This window comes from Sphingomonas sp. TDK1 (assembly GCF_001650735.1).
Classification (GTDB): domain Bacteria; phylum Pseudomonadota; class Alphaproteobacteria; order Sphingomonadales; family Sphingomonadaceae; genus Sphingomonas.
The window spans coordinates 44,983-58,972 of record NZ_LXVY01000020.1 but is presented as its reverse complement, the minus strand read 5'-3'; the positions used below and the strand labels follow the sequence as shown (position 1 = coordinate 58,972).

General features: G+C 64.9%; 15 protein-coding genes, 1 pseudogene and 1 riboswitch. Of the genes and pseudogenes, 6 read left to right on the top strand and 10 right to left on the bottom strand.

What is annotated here, in order from left to right:
• Positions 1-14 precede the first annotated feature (14 nt).
• On the bottom strand, positions 15-461 hold the full coding sequence (locus A7X12_RS12080) for a uracil-DNA glycosylase (protein WP_232318487.1): 447 nt from the start codon (positions 459-461) through the stop codon (positions 15-17).
• 373 nt (positions 462-834) lie between these two features.
• On the opposite strand from A7X12_RS12080, the gene copM reads away from it, so the two are divergent.
• The gene (gene copM / locus A7X12_RS12075) at positions 835-1,197 is read left to right on the top strand and encodes a CopM family metallochaperone (RefSeq protein WP_084445393.1); all 363 of its coding nucleotides are present in this window, start codon (positions 835-837) and stop codon (positions 1,195-1,197) included.
• On the top strand, positions 1,194-2,609 hold the full coding sequence (locus A7X12_RS12070) for a YncE family protein (RefSeq protein WP_064311881.1): 1,416 nt from the start codon (positions 1,194-1,196) through the stop codon (positions 2,607-2,609). The genes copM and A7X12_RS12070 overlap by 4 nt, the downstream gene beginning before the upstream one ends.
• A gap of 24 nt (positions 2,610-2,633) precedes the next feature.
• Here A7X12_RS12070 and A7X12_RS12065 read toward each other — a convergent pair whose 3' ends face one another.
• Together A7X12_RS12065 and A7X12_RS12060 are read right to left on the bottom strand one after the other, a co-directional pair.
• Entirely contained in the window at positions 2,634-3,371 is a 738-nt protein-coding gene (locus tag A7X12_RS12065) for a DsbA family protein (RefSeq protein WP_084445391.1), read from the bottom strand.
• Positions 3,368-4,780, bottom strand: coding sequence for a voltage-gated chloride channel family protein (locus tag A7X12_RS12060; protein WP_064311880.1), 1,413 nt, complete (start codon positions 4,778-4,780; stop codon positions 3,368-3,370). The genes A7X12_RS12065 and A7X12_RS12060 overlap by 4 nt, the downstream gene beginning before the upstream one ends.
• A gap of 23 nt (positions 4,781-4,803) precedes the next feature.
• Positions 4,804-4,878, bottom strand: a riboswitch (Fluoride riboswitch).
• A gap of 304 nt (positions 4,879-5,182) precedes the next feature.
• Here A7X12_RS12060 and A7X12_RS12055 point away from each other — a divergent pair.
• Positions 5,183-5,725, top strand: a complete 543-nt coding sequence (locus tag A7X12_RS12055; RefSeq protein ID WP_064311879.1) for a hypothetical protein — start codon at positions 5,183-5,185, stop codon at positions 5,723-5,725.
• Positions 5,726-5,984: 259 nt separating this feature from the next.
• Here the strand turns inward: A7X12_RS12055 and A7X12_RS12050 are convergent, their stop codons facing one another.
• Complete coding sequence (locus tag A7X12_RS12050) at positions 5,985-6,215, bottom strand: hypothetical protein (protein ID WP_064311878.1); 231 nt, start codon at positions 6,213-6,215, stop codon at positions 5,985-5,987.
• Between the two features lie 2 nt (positions 6,216-6,217).
• The gene (gene traA / locus A7X12_RS12045) at positions 6,218-9,247 is read right to left on the bottom strand and encodes a Ti-type conjugative transfer relaxase TraA (RefSeq protein ID WP_064311877.1); all 3,030 of its coding nucleotides are present in this window, start codon (positions 9,245-9,247) and stop codon (positions 6,218-6,220) included.
• A gap of 171 nt (positions 9,248-9,418) precedes the next feature.
• Here traA and traD point away from each other — a divergent pair, with 171 nt between their 5' ends.
• Positions 9,419-9,742 (top strand): conjugal transfer protein TraD, encoded by a 324-nt coding sequence (gene traD / locus A7X12_RS12040; RefSeq protein WP_064311876.1) that lies wholly within the window; start codon positions 9,419-9,421, stop codon positions 9,740-9,742.
• A gap of 13 nt (positions 9,743-9,755) precedes the next feature.
• Positions 9,756-9,974, top strand: coding sequence for a conjugal transfer protein TraD (locus tag A7X12_RS12035; protein ID WP_232318486.1), 219 nt, complete (start codon positions 9,756-9,758; stop codon positions 9,972-9,974).
• On the opposite strand, the pseudogene A7X12_RS12030 reads toward A7X12_RS12035, so the two are convergent.
• From A7X12_RS12030 to A7X12_RS12010, 5 genes and pseudogenes are all read right to left on the bottom strand, one after another.
• Positions 9,969-10,436, bottom strand: a pseudogene (locus A7X12_RS12030) (YbaK/EbsC family protein). The gene A7X12_RS12035 and the pseudogene A7X12_RS12030 overlap by 6 nt on opposite strands.
• Positions 10,436-10,711, bottom strand: a complete 276-nt coding sequence (locus A7X12_RS12025) for an HU family DNA-binding protein (RefSeq protein WP_064311875.1) — start codon at positions 10,709-10,711, stop codon at positions 10,436-10,438. The pseudogene A7X12_RS12030 and the gene A7X12_RS12025 overlap by 1 nt, the downstream one beginning before the upstream one ends.
• A gap of 73 nt (positions 10,712-10,784) precedes the next feature.
• Positions 10,785-11,708 (bottom strand): HEPN domain-containing protein, encoded by a 924-nt coding sequence (locus A7X12_RS12020; protein WP_064311874.1) that lies wholly within the window; start codon positions 11,706-11,708, stop codon positions 10,785-10,787.
• 71 nt (positions 11,709-11,779) lie between these two features.
• A complete protein-coding gene (locus A7X12_RS12015; protein WP_064311873.1) occupies positions 11,780-11,989 on the bottom strand; it encodes a sigma factor-like helix-turn-helix DNA-binding protein in 210 nt (69 codons plus the stop codon).
• Positions 11,986-12,894, bottom strand: coding sequence for an ArdC family protein (locus A7X12_RS12010; RefSeq protein WP_064311872.1), 909 nt, complete (start codon positions 12,892-12,894; stop codon positions 11,986-11,988). Before A7X12_RS12010 ends, A7X12_RS12015 begins: the two co-directional genes overlap by 4 nt.
• A gap of 764 nt (positions 12,895-13,658) precedes the next feature.
• Between A7X12_RS12010 and A7X12_RS12005 the strand changes: the two genes are divergently transcribed.
• On the top strand, positions 13,659-13,874 hold the full coding sequence (locus A7X12_RS12005) for a helix-turn-helix transcriptional regulator (RefSeq protein ID WP_064311871.1): 216 nt from the start codon (positions 13,659-13,661) through the stop codon (positions 13,872-13,874).
• Positions 13,875-13,990: the final 116 nt, after the last annotated feature.

The window sequence follows — 13,990 nt, the reverse complement described above, 5'->3', positions numbered from 1 at the left end:
ATCCAATCGCAACATCAGATTGATTGAGTGCGAAGGATCGTCGCGGCCTGCGCCAGTAAGTCGCCAATGCGCCGCGCGACATCCGGGCTGGTGCAGACATTTGCGGGGCTTGGATGGGGGATTTCGACAATCGTGATGCTGGATCTCGCGTCCGCTATCGTCTGTCGCGCCTGCGCCGCGACGCGGCCTGCCAGAACGACGACCGCCAGCCTCGGTAGCAACGCGATCAGCGCCGGAATGGTCTCGGCACCCTCGCGGATTTCGGCGCGGGTTAGCGCTCGGTTTCTCGCGCCGGGGGCATGCACGATCCGCGGCACCGCGTTCCACAAGAGAGTGTCCTGCCGGACGATTCCCGCTTCGGCCAGGAACCGAGAGAGGTTGCGCCCGGTGCCGCTGGGATTGTCCCGGGAAACGAAGCGGATCGGCGCGTCACCGGGACCCGGCGTTTCCAGCAACAGCAAGAGGCGCGCATCAACGCCGCCGTCGAGCGGATCGACATGGGGGACGCGCCTCCCACCCTCCGCCAGTCGCGCTCGCCAAGCTTCGAGGGGCGCAAATCGCGGCGTCCCAAGGATCGCCAACCTTTCCTCGGGCGTTGGGCCGCTGATCGATCGCGGCTTCATATCGCAATGACAGGAAGGATCGGTTGGACCGGGTAAAGGCGTGCGATCATCTTTGGGCGTCATCGGGCTGTACGGCCCGCTCGTTGGAGAATTTCGATGGCGACTGAGGCATATCCTTGAGAACCCACATCGACTGTTCGATCTCCGCGCTTCCCTCACGCGAGGACATCGGGAAACCTCCTCGTCCAACTCTCATCGATAGAGGATCTACATGAAGAAGCGCTGGCCCATCACAGCGGGCGTCCTCCTCTTCGGTGGAAGCTATGCCGCAGCCGCGCAGGTCGATGGCTTTGCGGAGACCATGGAAGCCGCCATGGCCCGGATGCACACGGCGATGATGATCAAGCCCAGCGGCGATCCCGACCGGGACTTCGCAGCGATGATGATCCCGCACCATCAGGGTGCCGTCGAAATGGCCGAAGCCGAGTTGAAATATGGCAAGGACGAGCGGCTTCGCCGGCTTGCCCAGGGCATCATCGTCGAGCAGCGGCAGGAGATCGCAGTGATGCAGGCGGTCCTCGCAGAAAAGGGCGGCCCGCCCGAAACGCACAGTGCGCACGGAGCAAAGCAATGAAGAATATCAGCCTGATCGCGCTCGCGATCGCGACACCGGCCGCGGCACAGCAGGTGCCCTTCGCCGGCGCTGACCGGCCCGTCAGTGCGCAGGATCGCTTCTATACCTCGGACCAGTTCTCGAACACCGTCTCGGTCATCGACCCTTCCACGAACAAGCTTCTCGGCGTGATCCGGCTCGGCGATCCGACGCCTGCCAATCTCAGCCCACTCTATCGCGGGCAGTTGCTCGTCCATGGCATGGGCTTCTCGCCGGACCACCGGACGCTCGCGGTCATCTCGATCGGTTCGAACTCGGTGAGTTTCATCGACACCGCGACCAACACCGTGAAGCACACGACCTATGTCGGCCGTTCCCCGCACGAGGCGTTCTTCCGTCCCGATGGGCGCGAAGTCTGGGTCAGCGTGCGCGGCGAGGACTATATCGCGGTCCTCGACGGTCGAACCTATGAGGAGACCGGCCGGATCACCGTGCCGAACGGCCCCGGCATGACGATCTTCTCGCCCGATGGCCGCTATGGCTATGTCTGCTCGAGCTTCACGCCCGAGACCGTTGTCATCGACACCGCGTCGAAGAAGATCGTCGGCCGGGTGAAGCAGGAAAGCCCGTTCTGCCCCGACATCGCCGCCTCGCCCGACGGCAAGCAGGTCTGGCTGACATTGAAGGATGTCGGCAAGGTTATGGTGTTCGACGCCCGACCGCCCTTTGCCGTGCTGAAGACAATCCCCACCGGCGCGATCACCAATCACGTCAATCTGGTGCGCACGCCCAAGGGCCAGTTCGCCTATGTCACGATCGGGACCGAAAACCGCGTGAAGGTGTTCCGCACCGATAATTTCGCGCAGGTCGATAGCATCGCGGTGGGCACCCTGCCGCACGGTCTATGGCCGTCGGGCGACGGCAGCCGCATCTATGTCGGACTGGAGAATGGCGACGGCGTTGCGGTCATCGACACCGCAAGCAATCGCGTGATCGCCACCATCCCGATCGGTCAGGGACCGCAGGGCGTCGCCTATGTGCCCGGCGCAGTGCCGAGCGGCGACGGGATGGCCAACCTCCAGCCGCTCGCCAAGGCCGGCGAGAAGATGCAGCTGATGCTCGGCGGGACCGGCCAGTCGCAGGTAACCCTGTTCGACCAGGGACAGGTCCAGATTCTCCAGGCCGTAGTCGCCGGCCTGCCGCCCAAGATGCCGTTCGTGCTCGGCCTGTCGGATCGCGCCGATGGGTCGGGACCGATCGAGCCGCTCGCCAAGTTCATGACGAACCCCGCCGGCGGCGCGATCGTCAACGCGATCGGGCCGCTGCGCCAGATCGTCGCCCCGGACTCCGCGGCCCCGCGCCGCTACCTCGTCATCGTGGCGGGCGAGCCCGACAAGCCCGGTGCGGTCGTGCAGGTGCAGCAAGGGCAATAGCGCGAGCGTCGTGCGGAAGTGCCACTATGCCGGTGACGGCGTCTGGCGCTTCCGCACGACTTCCAGGATCGCGCGCATCGTCTCCTCGTCGACACCGCCCGGGATCAGATAGTCGCCGACCACCATGCCGGGGGTGCCTTGCAGTCCCAAGGATCGCGCAAGCCGGTCATTGTCGGCCAGGATGGCGTCGATGCGCGTGCGATGTTGCGCAAGGTCGCGATCGAGCCGTTCCGGGTCAAGCCCAGCCCGCGCCACGGCAGCCCGTAGAGCCGCATCGTCAAGCGGACCCTCGCGGTTCATCAACGCGGTATCGAATTCGGCGTGCCGGCCCTGAAACGCACTGGCGATCGCATAGCGTGCGGCCTTGCGCGACTGCGCACCCAGGATCGGCCAGTCGCGATAGACGATGCGGAGGTCGGGGTTCGCCGCGATGGCGCGCGCTAGGACGCCGTGCAGCTGCCGGCAATGGCGGCAGGCGTAATCGGAAAAGAGGACCAACGTGATCGCAGGCTTGTCCACGGCGCGCTGCGGCACGCCAGCGATCGGGGCACGCTGGACCTCCGCTACTTTAGCCTGCTGAGCGGCCTCTGTGACGGGGGCGGAAGTGCATGCCGCCAGGACCACCATCGCCGAAGCAGGCACCAAACATCTGAAAAATCTTGTCATCTGCGCTCCTCGCAAGCTGCGAATGATGCGATACCGCAGCGGGGGCGCTCTATGCGCAAGCTCGGCCTTTCCAATCGAGTACTCGATCCAGATCATTCCAATCGGCCGCGCCGATCCTCGTCTGATCGGGATGGCGGTCGCCGCAACAGCGGCGAGCGCGCGGCGCGGATGCCGCGCAGCGTCGTCTCGGGAAGCAGGTCGTGCGCCGGGGTCTTGGGGACCGCGAGGCGCTGGGAGAGATAGATGCCGCTATGGCCCGAGCAGAGATAGGCGACGAAGCAGGCAGTCGCGAAATAGACTGCGTGTGTCGCGCCGAAGAGCTCGATCCCCATGATCGTGCAGGCGAGCGGCGTGTTGGCCGCACCGGCGAACACCGCGATAAAGCCCAATGCAGCGAAAAGGCCGATCGGCGCGCCGAACAGTGCCCCCAGGGTGTGGCCCAGGGCAGCGCCGATGAAGAACAGGGGCGTCACTTCCCCACCCTTGAAGCCGAAGCTCAGCGTCACGACCGTGAAGAGCAGCTTGAGCGCCCAGCTCCAGTAATCAGTGCCCGGCGCGAAGAACCCGGCGATGGTCGCGGCATGGGGATCGGGCGACCAGACGCCGAGCCCAAGATAGTCGCGGGTGCCGAACAGATAGACGAGCGCGATCACGGCGACGCCACCCAGCAAGGGCCGGAGGGGCGGATAGGCCACCAGCTTCTTCACGCGGTCGCCCAGCATGTGGTTGGCTTCGGCGAAGAGCAGCCCGACCAGACCGAAGGCGATGCCTGCCACGGCTGCCTCGACGAGCAGCAGGAGCTGGACCGCGACCGGCCCGACCGACTCTGCGAGATAGTCGATCCGGTAGGGCGTGTGGTGGATGCCCCAAAGCTGGCAGGTCCAGTCGCCGGCCACACCCGCGATCAGGCAGGGGACGAGCGCGCCATATTGGACGCGCCCGATCGCAAGCACCTCTAGCGCGAAGACGGCTCCGGCAAGCGGGGTTCCGAACACCGCGCCGAACCCCGCGGCGATGCCGGCCATGAGCAGGATGCGCGTGCTGGATGCGTCGAGTCGGCACAGCCGGCCGAACGCGCTCGCCAGGCTTCCGCCGAGTTGGACAGCCGTGCCTTCGCGCCCTGCCGAGCCGCCGAACAGATGCGTCGCGACCGTGCCGATGAAGATCAGCGGCGCCATGCGCAGCGGCACGCCGCCGCCGGGCTCGTGGATCTGCTCGACGATAAGGTTGTTGCCGCCTTCGACGCTGCGGCCCATCGCGTGGTAGAGCAGGCCGATCGCAAAGCCTCCGATCGGAAGCAGCATCAGCAGCCAGGGATAGGCGAAGCGCAGCTTCGTCGCAGCGTCGAGGCTCCAGAGAAAGGCTGCGCAGAGCGACCCGACCGCGGCGGCCATCGGGACGAGGATGGCGACCCAGCGCAGCGCCGACATCGCATGGTCGTGTCGGGTCCGCAGGAAGTACGCCAGGTCGAGATTATGGACGAAAGTGTTGAACGTTGCGCGCACGATTCCTCCTTGCTGCCTTGCGGCGCCAAGTAGGAATCATCGACCCTTGCGAGGGCGGTTCGGCCGAAGCCCGGCAGAAATCCATTGCCGTGGGGTGCCTATTCCGGAGGTGCCTATGCGGGTCAAGGCTTTTCCGAGCCTGCCCATCCGACCGATTTCGCTTCAGCTCCAGCGGCAGCTTTCGGCGTGAGCCGACATGCCGAGCCCCAGGGCGGAACGGCGTATTTTGGTCGACAGCTGCCGGCGCGTTTTGGGTCACAGCGACCGTTGCCCGGCAACCTGTAGAACGGCAGGTGCTGCCAAAACATGACATCACACTCGCCGCGCAGGGTTACCAAGTACCCACTTGCTGCTGCCCCTGCGTTTTGCGATCCCGCCGTGACATAGATTCTGGGAGAAGGCATGGCAGGGGCAGAGTATAACGGCGTTGAAGGCATTCTTCGCATCAAGGATGCAGCAGGACGACAAGACACTGCCGCGCCGGAAATCCTTACGCTTCATGCAGCGGTGGAATCGGAACTCGACGTAGTTCTCAAAAGGCTGATGCCTTTCCCGGAGAAGATATTCAGCAAGGGGCCGCAACTCAGTTTTGCTCTCAAGGCTCGGCTGCTCGCTGCACTGTGGAAGAAAGACCCGGCAGACGCAGACAAGCTCAATGCGGTCCTGAAAGCCTTCGAGGATTTGCGGAACGGTATTGCTCACCCGGGCCATGGATCGACAAAAACCCTCAAGGCGAAGTTGGATGAAGCTTACCGAAAGATAGACGCGAGCGCAGGTGACGATCCTGCGATGTTCGAGATCGCCGTGGGCATTTGTGCGTTCATGACCGACGATCCTGATGCCGTTGAGGTCTTCAGGAAAGTCTTAGCCGAATACAACAAGCTAGGTGCCAAGAGGGAGGCGTTTGTGTTCGACACTTGGAACCGATTTTTGCAGAATGAGTAGCCCCTAGATTGCTGGACGGCTTCGATCCTAATTTTGAGGACAGGAGACGACGATGGGGAAGGCTAATTTCAGCGATGAGTTCAAGCGTGACGCGGTGGCCCAGATCACCGAGCCGGGATCAGCTACCCTCGAGCTGAACGATCCAGATTTGGGGCGCGTTGCTGCCAGACGGTTTGACGCCGACCGAGTGTCAGCTTTTAGCAGCGACTGCCGTTGGAGGCCCGACTGGCGAACGGCCCAAGTTGGTCGATAGCGGCGGTTATGGCGTGTTGGGCTGACATGATTTATCCCGCGCCGCCATGCGCAGCCTACCCATTCTATAGCCGTCGCGGATCTTCTCCAAGTCCGGTCCATAGTCGCGCGCATGCAATTCCTGCTGCCGGGCCGCGAAGCCATCAACCGCAGCAGTCAGCCCGGCCAGCTTGCGCGACATGTCGTTGAACGCCTGGACCGTCTGGTCCGCTTCTACGGGAGGTTCGTGGATACCCATGGCTACATTCCTATCCCAAGACCCCGATCGCGATCGCGATCGATCGAGAAGGTGAGCTGACGAATGATCGAGCGGGTACGGGCATCGTCGCCGAGCGCGCGGCCGACACCGCCGTCACGGCTGCCCGGTGCCCATTCCGGCGACCATTGCCGCCCGAACAGCTGACTGCCTCTGCGACTGAGCGTGGCGCCTAGCGCCGGGTCTTTCTCCAGCCCCTTCGCCATCGAGCGCATGGCGTTTTCGACACCGGCGCGCTTCTCTTCATTCTCCCATCCGCTCAGCTTGCCCCGCCGCGCCTGCAGCTGCTGCCAGGCCTGCACGAACCGGTCAGCGCGCAGCTCCGGATTGGCGCGCACCTCGGCCTCCAGCTGCATGTGGCGAATGGCGTTGGCGGTACGGCCATTGGCCGCTTCGCTAACCAGTCCCGGCGTTCGTTCGAACGCCATATCGAGATCGTGGGCGCCGTGGGGATGCAGCGCGTTGACCGCTTCGGCGCTGCGGGCAATCGCCGCCTTCTGAACTTCGAGCGGCGAACGGCCCTGCCCGGTCATACGGCTTGCATCCTGCACGGCACGTGCATAGCCTTCGACCGCCCGCTCCAGCTTCTGGGTCGCGGATGTCTCAGGCGCAGCCGCCGGCACCGAGAGCTTGAGCCCCTCGAAGCGCAGCTTGGTTGGTGCCCGTTCCGGCTCGGGTATGGAAAGCCGCAAGCCGTCGAACATGCCGCGGCGCTGTGCTGGTGCAGGCGCGCTGCGTTCCGGTTCGGCGAGTGGCTCCTTGGCGAGCGTATCGAGAATGCGCGACCGTTCGACGCCGCGACGTGCGGCGAAGCGCTCGGCAGCGGCATCATAGTCGAGGGCATTGTCCTTGGGCCGGTCGCGGGAGAGCGTGCGGGCCAGTTTGCCCTGGTCGGCGAAGTCATCTCGGCCATAATGAAGGTGCACCGCATCGCGGTGCCGCGACAGCGCGACATAGGCAGCGTGCCGGTCGAGCCCCGGCGTCGCCAGCACATGGACGCGGTCGACGGTGACACCCTGCGCCTTGTGGATCGTAGCGGCATAGCCATGGGTGACGTCGCCATAATTCTTGTGATCGAAGGCGACCTGCCGGCCATCGTCGAGCCGCACGGCCATGCGGGCGTGATCGATCTGTTCGATGGTGCCGAGACTGCCATTCTTCACACCCAGGCTGCGTTCGTTGCGCAGGAACATGACCCTGTCGCCAGCTCCGAACAAGCGTTCTCCTCGCGTGGTTCCGACAGCAATTTCAGTATCTAATGCCCCACTGCGCCTCATCACATCCCGGGCAAGTGCATTCAGTTCATCGCATTCCTGGTTGGTGTGGGTGAGAATCATGCGCGATGCCTGCGGATCGGCGATCCGCTCGCGATCCCAGCGCGCGATGAGTGCCGTTCGCGCCTCAACTCGCGTCTCCGAGTCGACAACCATGTCGGCTTGCGCATAGGCCTCCAGCGCCTCGGCGGTGCGCCCGGTTGCGAGCTGGCGTGTTGCCCGCCGCTGCCAGTCGTCGCGCTGCCGGCGAATGTCGGTGATCTCGATGGCGCCGTGCCGCTCGGCAACCGAACGGAACGCCGCCCCCGCTTCGATCGCCTGCAGCTGCTCGGGATCGCCGACCAGCACCACCTTGGCGTGGCGCTTCTCGGCTTCGGCGATTACCCGCTCCATCTGACGCGTGCCGATCATCCCAGCCTCGTCGATGATGAGGATCGACCGGTCGGTGAGCAACTCCCGCCCCCGCTCCCATTGATGCTCCATGCTCGCGATCGTACGCGACGCAATGCCCGAGCCGCTTTCCAGATTCTCGGCAGCAATGCCGGACAGCGCCAGCCCCTGCACCTGATAGCCGGCGATCTCACATGCTTCGCGCGCGACGCCGAGCATCGCCGATTTTCCGGTACCGGCATAGCCGACGACCACGCCCAGATCCTTGCCGCTGGTGACATGATCAAAGGCGCTGCGCTGTTCGCTCGACAGCACCAGTCCACGCATCTCTGCGCGCGCCAAGGCGAGCTTGCGATGCTGCTCGTCCATACCGTGCCGGCGGCTAGCGTCGAGCTTCACCGTCGCGCGTTCCAGCCGCGCTTCGGTTTCGACCATGTCGTGGCTGGTGAAGCGCTCTTCGCCGCGCCCGTCCTTGCCAAGTTTCACCAGCTCGGGCGACGCGCGCACGGCCGCCATTACCTGGTCGAACTGCTCTTTGCCTTCGCTATGGCGATGCACGAACATCGCCAGGTCGCGGGTAGTGAAGGTCGCCTGGGTGCAGGTGATCGCATCGAGCGCCAGCGCCGGATTGGCGAGCAGCTTCTCGCCATTGGCGCGAGCAATGTCGTGATGCTCTTCCAGCCGCTCCGACGACAGACCCTGTTCGGCCATCCGCGCCGCTGCCGGTCCGATCTTGTGCTGCGGCTCCAGCTCAATGCCCTGTGCTTCCAGCGACCGGTGATCGACCCGTGCATCTATATCCAGTTCGGCCAGCCGCGAATTGACGTGACCGGCCCAGCGCTCGCGCCATGTTTCAAGAAGGCCGGTACGATTCCAGTCGCGGTTCTTTTTACCGAACCCGTCCGCATCCACCTCGCGCAGACCAAGCATGACATGCGCGTGCGGCTTGGCCTCGCCGTCCGCACCAATATCCCAATGGACATTGAGATCAGCGACCATGCCGCGGTCCACGAATTCTGCCTGGACGAACTCGCGCGCGAGCCGAATGCCCTCGGCCTGGTTCAGCTCGCGTGGGATCGCGAATTCGATCTCGCGGGCAAGCTGCGCGTCCTTGCGTAGCTCGACGGCTTCGACCGCATTCCACAGCTTCTCCCGATCGGCGAGGTGCTCCGGCGCGCCATCTGGCAGCAGCACTTCGGAATGCACGACGCCGGCCTTGTTCGAGAAGTCGTGATGCCGATCGAGCCGCTGATCGTGCAGTCGCGACGCAGAGCGATAGGCGGCACCGGCCAGCGCCGAAGATCCGCTGGCGCGGCTGATGATCTTGGCCGAGAAATGGTAGATCGCCATAGCGGCAATCCATTTACACTAAACAAGCGACGTCGGCACGACGTATAAGCGCGCCCTCAAAAGATTTCATCTTTCTCGCGACGTGATCATCCCAAGATGTTTCACGACATTTGCGCTGATCGATGCAGTTCCTAAATCAACGAACATCACCCATCAATTACGGAGGTTTCGATGCGCAAGCCACGGGACTTTGATTCGGAACTGAAGGCGCTCGACAGCAAGGCGCGAGAGCTCAAACAGGCCAAGCTCCAGCAGCTCGGCGAGCTGGTCGTCGCGACCGGTGCCGATGCACTTCCAGTCGACCAGCTGGCGGGCGCGCTGCTCGCCGCTGCCGGCGCGTCCGACATGATCGTGCGGGAGGACTGGCGCCAGCGTGGCGCGGCCTTCTTTCAACGGCAGGGCAAAGCTGGCGGCGGCGCTCGTTCGCGTGCGGCATCGGCTGCGGCAGCTGACGACAGCGCGGCACCGGCTGGAAGCGCGACGGGCGCGGAATGATACGCGAGACTGGATGGTGAAGCGCCGCGAACGAACGCGCCAGCTGATCGAGCTGGGCGGCCTGGTGGCGAAAGCCGGGCTGGTCGAACTCACCGACGATGATCGCGCCGTGTTGTTCGGGCTGATGATTGAAGCCGCGGCAACTTTGCAGGGCGAACATCGCGACCAGGCGCTGACACTTTGGCGACGGCGCGGGCGGCGTGCATTCGCCGACAGCGCCGCAGAACTATGACGGCGGCGAGCAGAGATCAGCCCAGGTCGCGCCGACCAGTTTCGCGAGCCCCGCGGGCGTGATCTGCACGGATGCGGTGCGCGATCCAGCTGCGGGATAGACGGTATCGAACTTGCGCAGTGAAATGTCGCAATAGATCGGCAGTGGAGTCGGCAATCCGAACGGGCAGACGCCGCCCACCGGGTGGCCGGTCAGCTGCTCGACTTCCTCGGAGCCAAGCATGCGCGGACGACTGCCCAGCGCGTCCTTCACCTTGCGATTGTCGAGCCGGTAATCACCGGCTGCTACGACCAGCACCACCGCTTCGCCGACGCTCAGCGAGAGCGTCTTGCCGATCTGCCCCGGCAGCACACCAAGCGTGGCGGCAGCTTCGAGCACCGTTGCGGTGCTCTAAGCCTGTTCGATGATCGGAATGTCGGGTGCCCGCGCCTCCAGAAAGGCGCGGACGGCCTCGATTCCCATCAGCCGTTGAGCTTGTCCTTCACGGCCTTGGCGGGCGTGAAGGCGAGCTTCTTCGACGCTGCAATCTGAATCGCCGCGCCGGTGGAAGGATTACGGCCCTCGCGCGCGGCGCTTTCCTTGACCTTGAACTTGCCGAAGCCGTTCAGCGACACTTCCTCGCCGGCCGCTGCCGCTTCGGTGATGGCGGCGAAAATGCCGTCGACCAGCTTGCGTGCATCCGCCTTGGTGAGGCCATGCGCTTCGGAAACGCGGTCGGCGAGATCGGCATTGTTCATGGACGTGTTCTCCGTGTGAAAAGGGGCGTGCCCTCTAGGTGCGGGCCATCAACCTGTCCAGCGGCGGGCGCCATCATGCGGCAGCGGCACGCTCCAGCGCAGCGATACGTTCTTCGCAGATCACCTGCACCGCCTGCCCAAGCACCTCGACGCGTTCGCCCAGCCACGCCAGTTCCTCGACGCTGATGCGGTAGTGCTTCGAATAGCGTGCCTTCACATAAGCCTCTTTCAGCTTCTCGAACCGCGAACGGTCGATACGCTGGTCACGAGGCCAGGCGTCGATCAGGCGCGGATCGATGCGTTCAGCCTGGGTACGCAGGAAGGCCAGATTGTGCACATGGGGCGTATAGAAGGTGCAGACCAATAACACGCAGTGGTAGAGGCTTTCCGCGGTCTGGTGCAGGTCGAACGCTGCCTGCTTGGAGTATTCTTTCTCGATTAGGAAGCGAGCCGCTTCAAAGCGTTTGATGGCTGCGGGGAACCACTCGTCGAAGTACTCCCGCGCCATGGCCAGCGCCTGCGTCGGTGTCTTCGGCTTGGGCTGGTGTAGTTCGCTAGGATCGCTCTGGTACAGCGCAATGCCGTCACGGGCGACGTCCATGAAGAAGTAGCGACCATGCGCGAGACCATCGTTCACCTCCTGCAGCGTGTGCACGATGAAATTGACCGGCGTGCGCAGCGTCTTGGTGATCGCCAGCTCGCGGTTCAGCCGATCCTCGGCGGTCGCCCAAAACTCCACCCGATCGGTGAGCTTGTCACTGTTGACGATCACCAGCAGGTCGAAGTCCGACTGGTAGCCTTTGGCGGTATGTGGCTCGTCGACCCATCCGCCGCGTGCATAGCTGCCGTAGAGGATGACCTTGAGGATGCGCGCCTGCTTCTTCCAGTCCGACGTGGCGATGGCGATCGTGTCGCCAAACTCCTCGAACAGGATCTGGACGACGCGCTCCAGCTCGCGCTGCTTGGCTGGGGGCAGATGGTCGAGGCTGGTCCTCATAGATCGATCCTAACGCGCTGATGCGGCGGCGTACACCTCGCCCGGTTTGACCGGGCGAGGTGTCGCATCGCTCATGGTCGTTTGCCCCGCGCAGCGCGGTCGAGCGCGATCAGCACGCGGGCGACGGTCTGTTCCACCTCGGCCACCGTGCAGCCGTGCCGCCTGGCCGTTTGGATGTAGTCCAAATCGTCGAACCGCACCGATCCGAAGATCGCCCGATCGCGCTCGGAAAGCGCACGGAAGGCGCGGCGCATCCGCCGCAGCCGAAGCCAGCGCATCATTGCTCCGCCTCCCCATCCGACGTGAAACCGAGCAGGTAATCAGCCGCCTTGCTGGCAGCACTCGCCGCCCGGAAGATCGCCTTTTCGTCCTCTCGCAGCACCGCCAGCCAGCTGCCGACATAATCGGCATGCCGAACCGTCGGCCGGATCGCCAGCGACGCGCAGGTGAACGCGCTAGCCATCTCCGCAACCAGCTCCTCGCGGGCATAGGAAGCGCTGCCGAATGCGCCGGATTGGTCGCGATCGAGGCGGGAGCCGTGCCCGGTCCAGTGCCCAAGCTCGTGCAGCACGGTGCGATACCAGTTGATCCGGTTGTAGAATGCCAGCTGCGGCGGCACCGCGACATAGTCCCCCGACGGGCTGTAATAGGCTTCACCGCCGCCGATCCGGATATCCGCGCCGCAAGCTTCCATCAGCGCATGCGCAGCGGGAATGCGGTCCGCCTCCGCTACCGGCTCGCCCGGCCCCGTCACCGCCAACCGCTCGGGCAGGCCGTCGCACTGGTCCACATTGAACACGGTGAACCGCTTGAGAAACGCCAGCTGCCGCGCTTCCCGGTCCTCGTCGCGTGCCCGCTCGGCTTCGTCCTTTGGCGTGAAGCGATCCGCATAGCAGATCGTCGTCCCCCGCTCGCCGCGCCGCACGCTGCCCCCCACCGCCTGCGCCTGCCGAAAGGTTAGCCAGCGCTGCGAAGCATAGCGCCCCTCGATCACCGCCGCCCAGAGGATCAGCACATTGATCCCCGAATAGCGCCGCCCGGTCACCGCGTTTGCCGGCATCGCACAGCCACACGCCGCAGCATCCCAAGGCTGCACCCAGGGCAGCCGTCCCTGTTCCAGCTCTGCAATCACCCGTCCCGTCACCTCGGCATAGAGGCTCGCCCGGTTCTCGTGTCCAACACCCATGGTCCTGCTCCTTCCAAAACACCGCAACCGGCGCCGGAAGGGCGGGGGGAGCGGCAGGAGCGAACCGGCAGTCCTGCCGTCAGAGGCAGGCTGCACCCGCAAGGGCCGAAACAACGTGGAGGAGCCGGGCACCGCCCGGCTTGCGGCATGCCGCGGCAGGACTACAGGGAAGCGACGCTCCCCCCGCCCTGGCCGCGTGCCGGCTGCACAACGCCGCCGCGCCTCAGCGCGGCGACCATCCTGTCAGCGCGACCGCGCTGCCGGGCGCCACCGGCGCCCGGACAGGAACCGCACCCTTGCAACGGGCGGGCCGCACGGGCGGTGTGCGTGCGCCAGCACGTGCGCCAGCCGCCACCCGTGCCCCCCGCCCGAACAAGTGTGCTACGCGGGCACCAAAAGCACGCGCGCCCTGGTGTCGCCGCAGGCGTGCGCCAGCGCGCGCCCCGCACCCGCGTTCCGCTGCCGGCACTCGCCGGCTGCCGATCCGCAGGATCGGCCCACGTCAGCGATCAAAACCCGAAGGGCCGAGACGGCACACCGACTCGGCGCCGCACCAGCGGCGTGCGAGCGCGGTCACGCCGAAGGCGTGAGACGCCCTGGCATACCCGCCTTGAACCCCAGATGTTTCTTGCTCGACGATGGGGGGCCGGGAGTCCCCAGGTTGCCCCATCTGAGCCCAACCAGGCTCTTTTCCAGACCCGCCAATCGGCTCAATCTTGCCCCGGAGCGCTCCACCAACCCTCACACGATGCAAGGTGATCGCAATGCAACCCCAACCCCAAGACCGCATCCTCCGAATCAAGGCTGTCCTGGCACTGACCGGTCTCACCCGCTCCACTCTCTATCGCAAGATGGAAGCCGGCACTTTCCCCAAGAACACCCGGATCAGCACCCGCTGCATGGGCTGGCGCGAGTCCGCGGTCTCCCAATGGCTGGACAACCTCAAGGCACAGGAGGCTGCCGTCCGCCCGCGAGCCTGACGATTCCTTCCCACACGTCCGACTGCACCAATCCTATGAGGTGAAACGGCCTCGGCCCATCGAAAGATCTCCGAGCCCACCGTTTCACCTCACCGCCGCGCGATCCGCCGGACATG

What these genes read in the sequence shown, in the direction of transcription:
- A7X12_RS12020 (WP_064311874.1), bottom strand. Translation starts at nt 11,708, where the DNA reads ATGAGGACCAGCCTCGACCATCTGCCCCCAGCCAAGCAGCGCGAGCTG.
- A7X12_RS12010 (WP_064311872.1), bottom strand. Translation starts at nt 12,894, where the DNA reads ATGGGTGTTGGACACGAGAACCGGGCGAGCCTCTATGCCGAGGTGACG.
- A7X12_RS12050 (WP_064311878.1), bottom strand. Translation starts at nt 6,215, where the DNA reads ATGGGTATCCACGAACCTCCCGTAGAAGCGGACCAGACGGTCCAGGCG.
- A7X12_RS12035 (WP_232318486.1), top strand. Translation starts at nt 9,756, where the DNA reads ATGGTGAAGCGCCGCGAACGAACGCGCCAGCTGATCGAGCTGGGCGGC.
- A7X12_RS12015 (WP_064311873.1), bottom strand. Translation starts at nt 11,989, where the DNA reads ATGATGCGCTGGCTTCGGCTGCGGCGGATGCGCCGCGCCTTCCGTGCG.
- traA (WP_064311877.1), bottom strand. Translation starts at nt 9,247, where the DNA reads ATGGCGATCTACCATTTCTCGGCCAAGATCATCAGCCGCGCCAGCGGA.
- copM (WP_084445393.1), top strand. Translation starts at nt 835, where the DNA reads ATGAAGAAGCGCTGGCCCATCACAGCGGGCGTCCTCCTCTTCGGTGGA.
- A7X12_RS12005 (WP_064311871.1), top strand. Translation starts at nt 13,659, where the DNA reads ATGCAACCCCAACCCCAAGACCGCATCCTCCGAATCAAGGCTGTCCTG.
- A7X12_RS12065 (WP_084445391.1), bottom strand. Translation starts at nt 3,371, where the DNA reads ATGATCTGGATCGAGTACTCGATTGGAAAGGCCGAGCTTGCGCATAGA.
- traD (WP_064311876.1), top strand. Translation starts at nt 9,419, where the DNA reads ATGCGCAAGCCACGGGACTTTGATTCGGAACTGAAGGCGCTCGACAGC.
- A7X12_RS12025 (WP_064311875.1), bottom strand. Translation starts at nt 10,711, where the DNA reads ATGAACAATGCCGATCTCGCCGACCGCGTTTCCGAAGCGCATGGCCTC.
- A7X12_RS12070 (WP_064311881.1), top strand. Translation starts at nt 1,194, where the DNA reads ATGAAGAATATCAGCCTGATCGCGCTCGCGATCGCGACACCGGCCGCG.
- A7X12_RS12055 (WP_064311879.1), top strand. Translation starts at nt 5,183, where the DNA reads ATGGCAGGGGCAGAGTATAACGGCGTTGAAGGCATTCTTCGCATCAAG.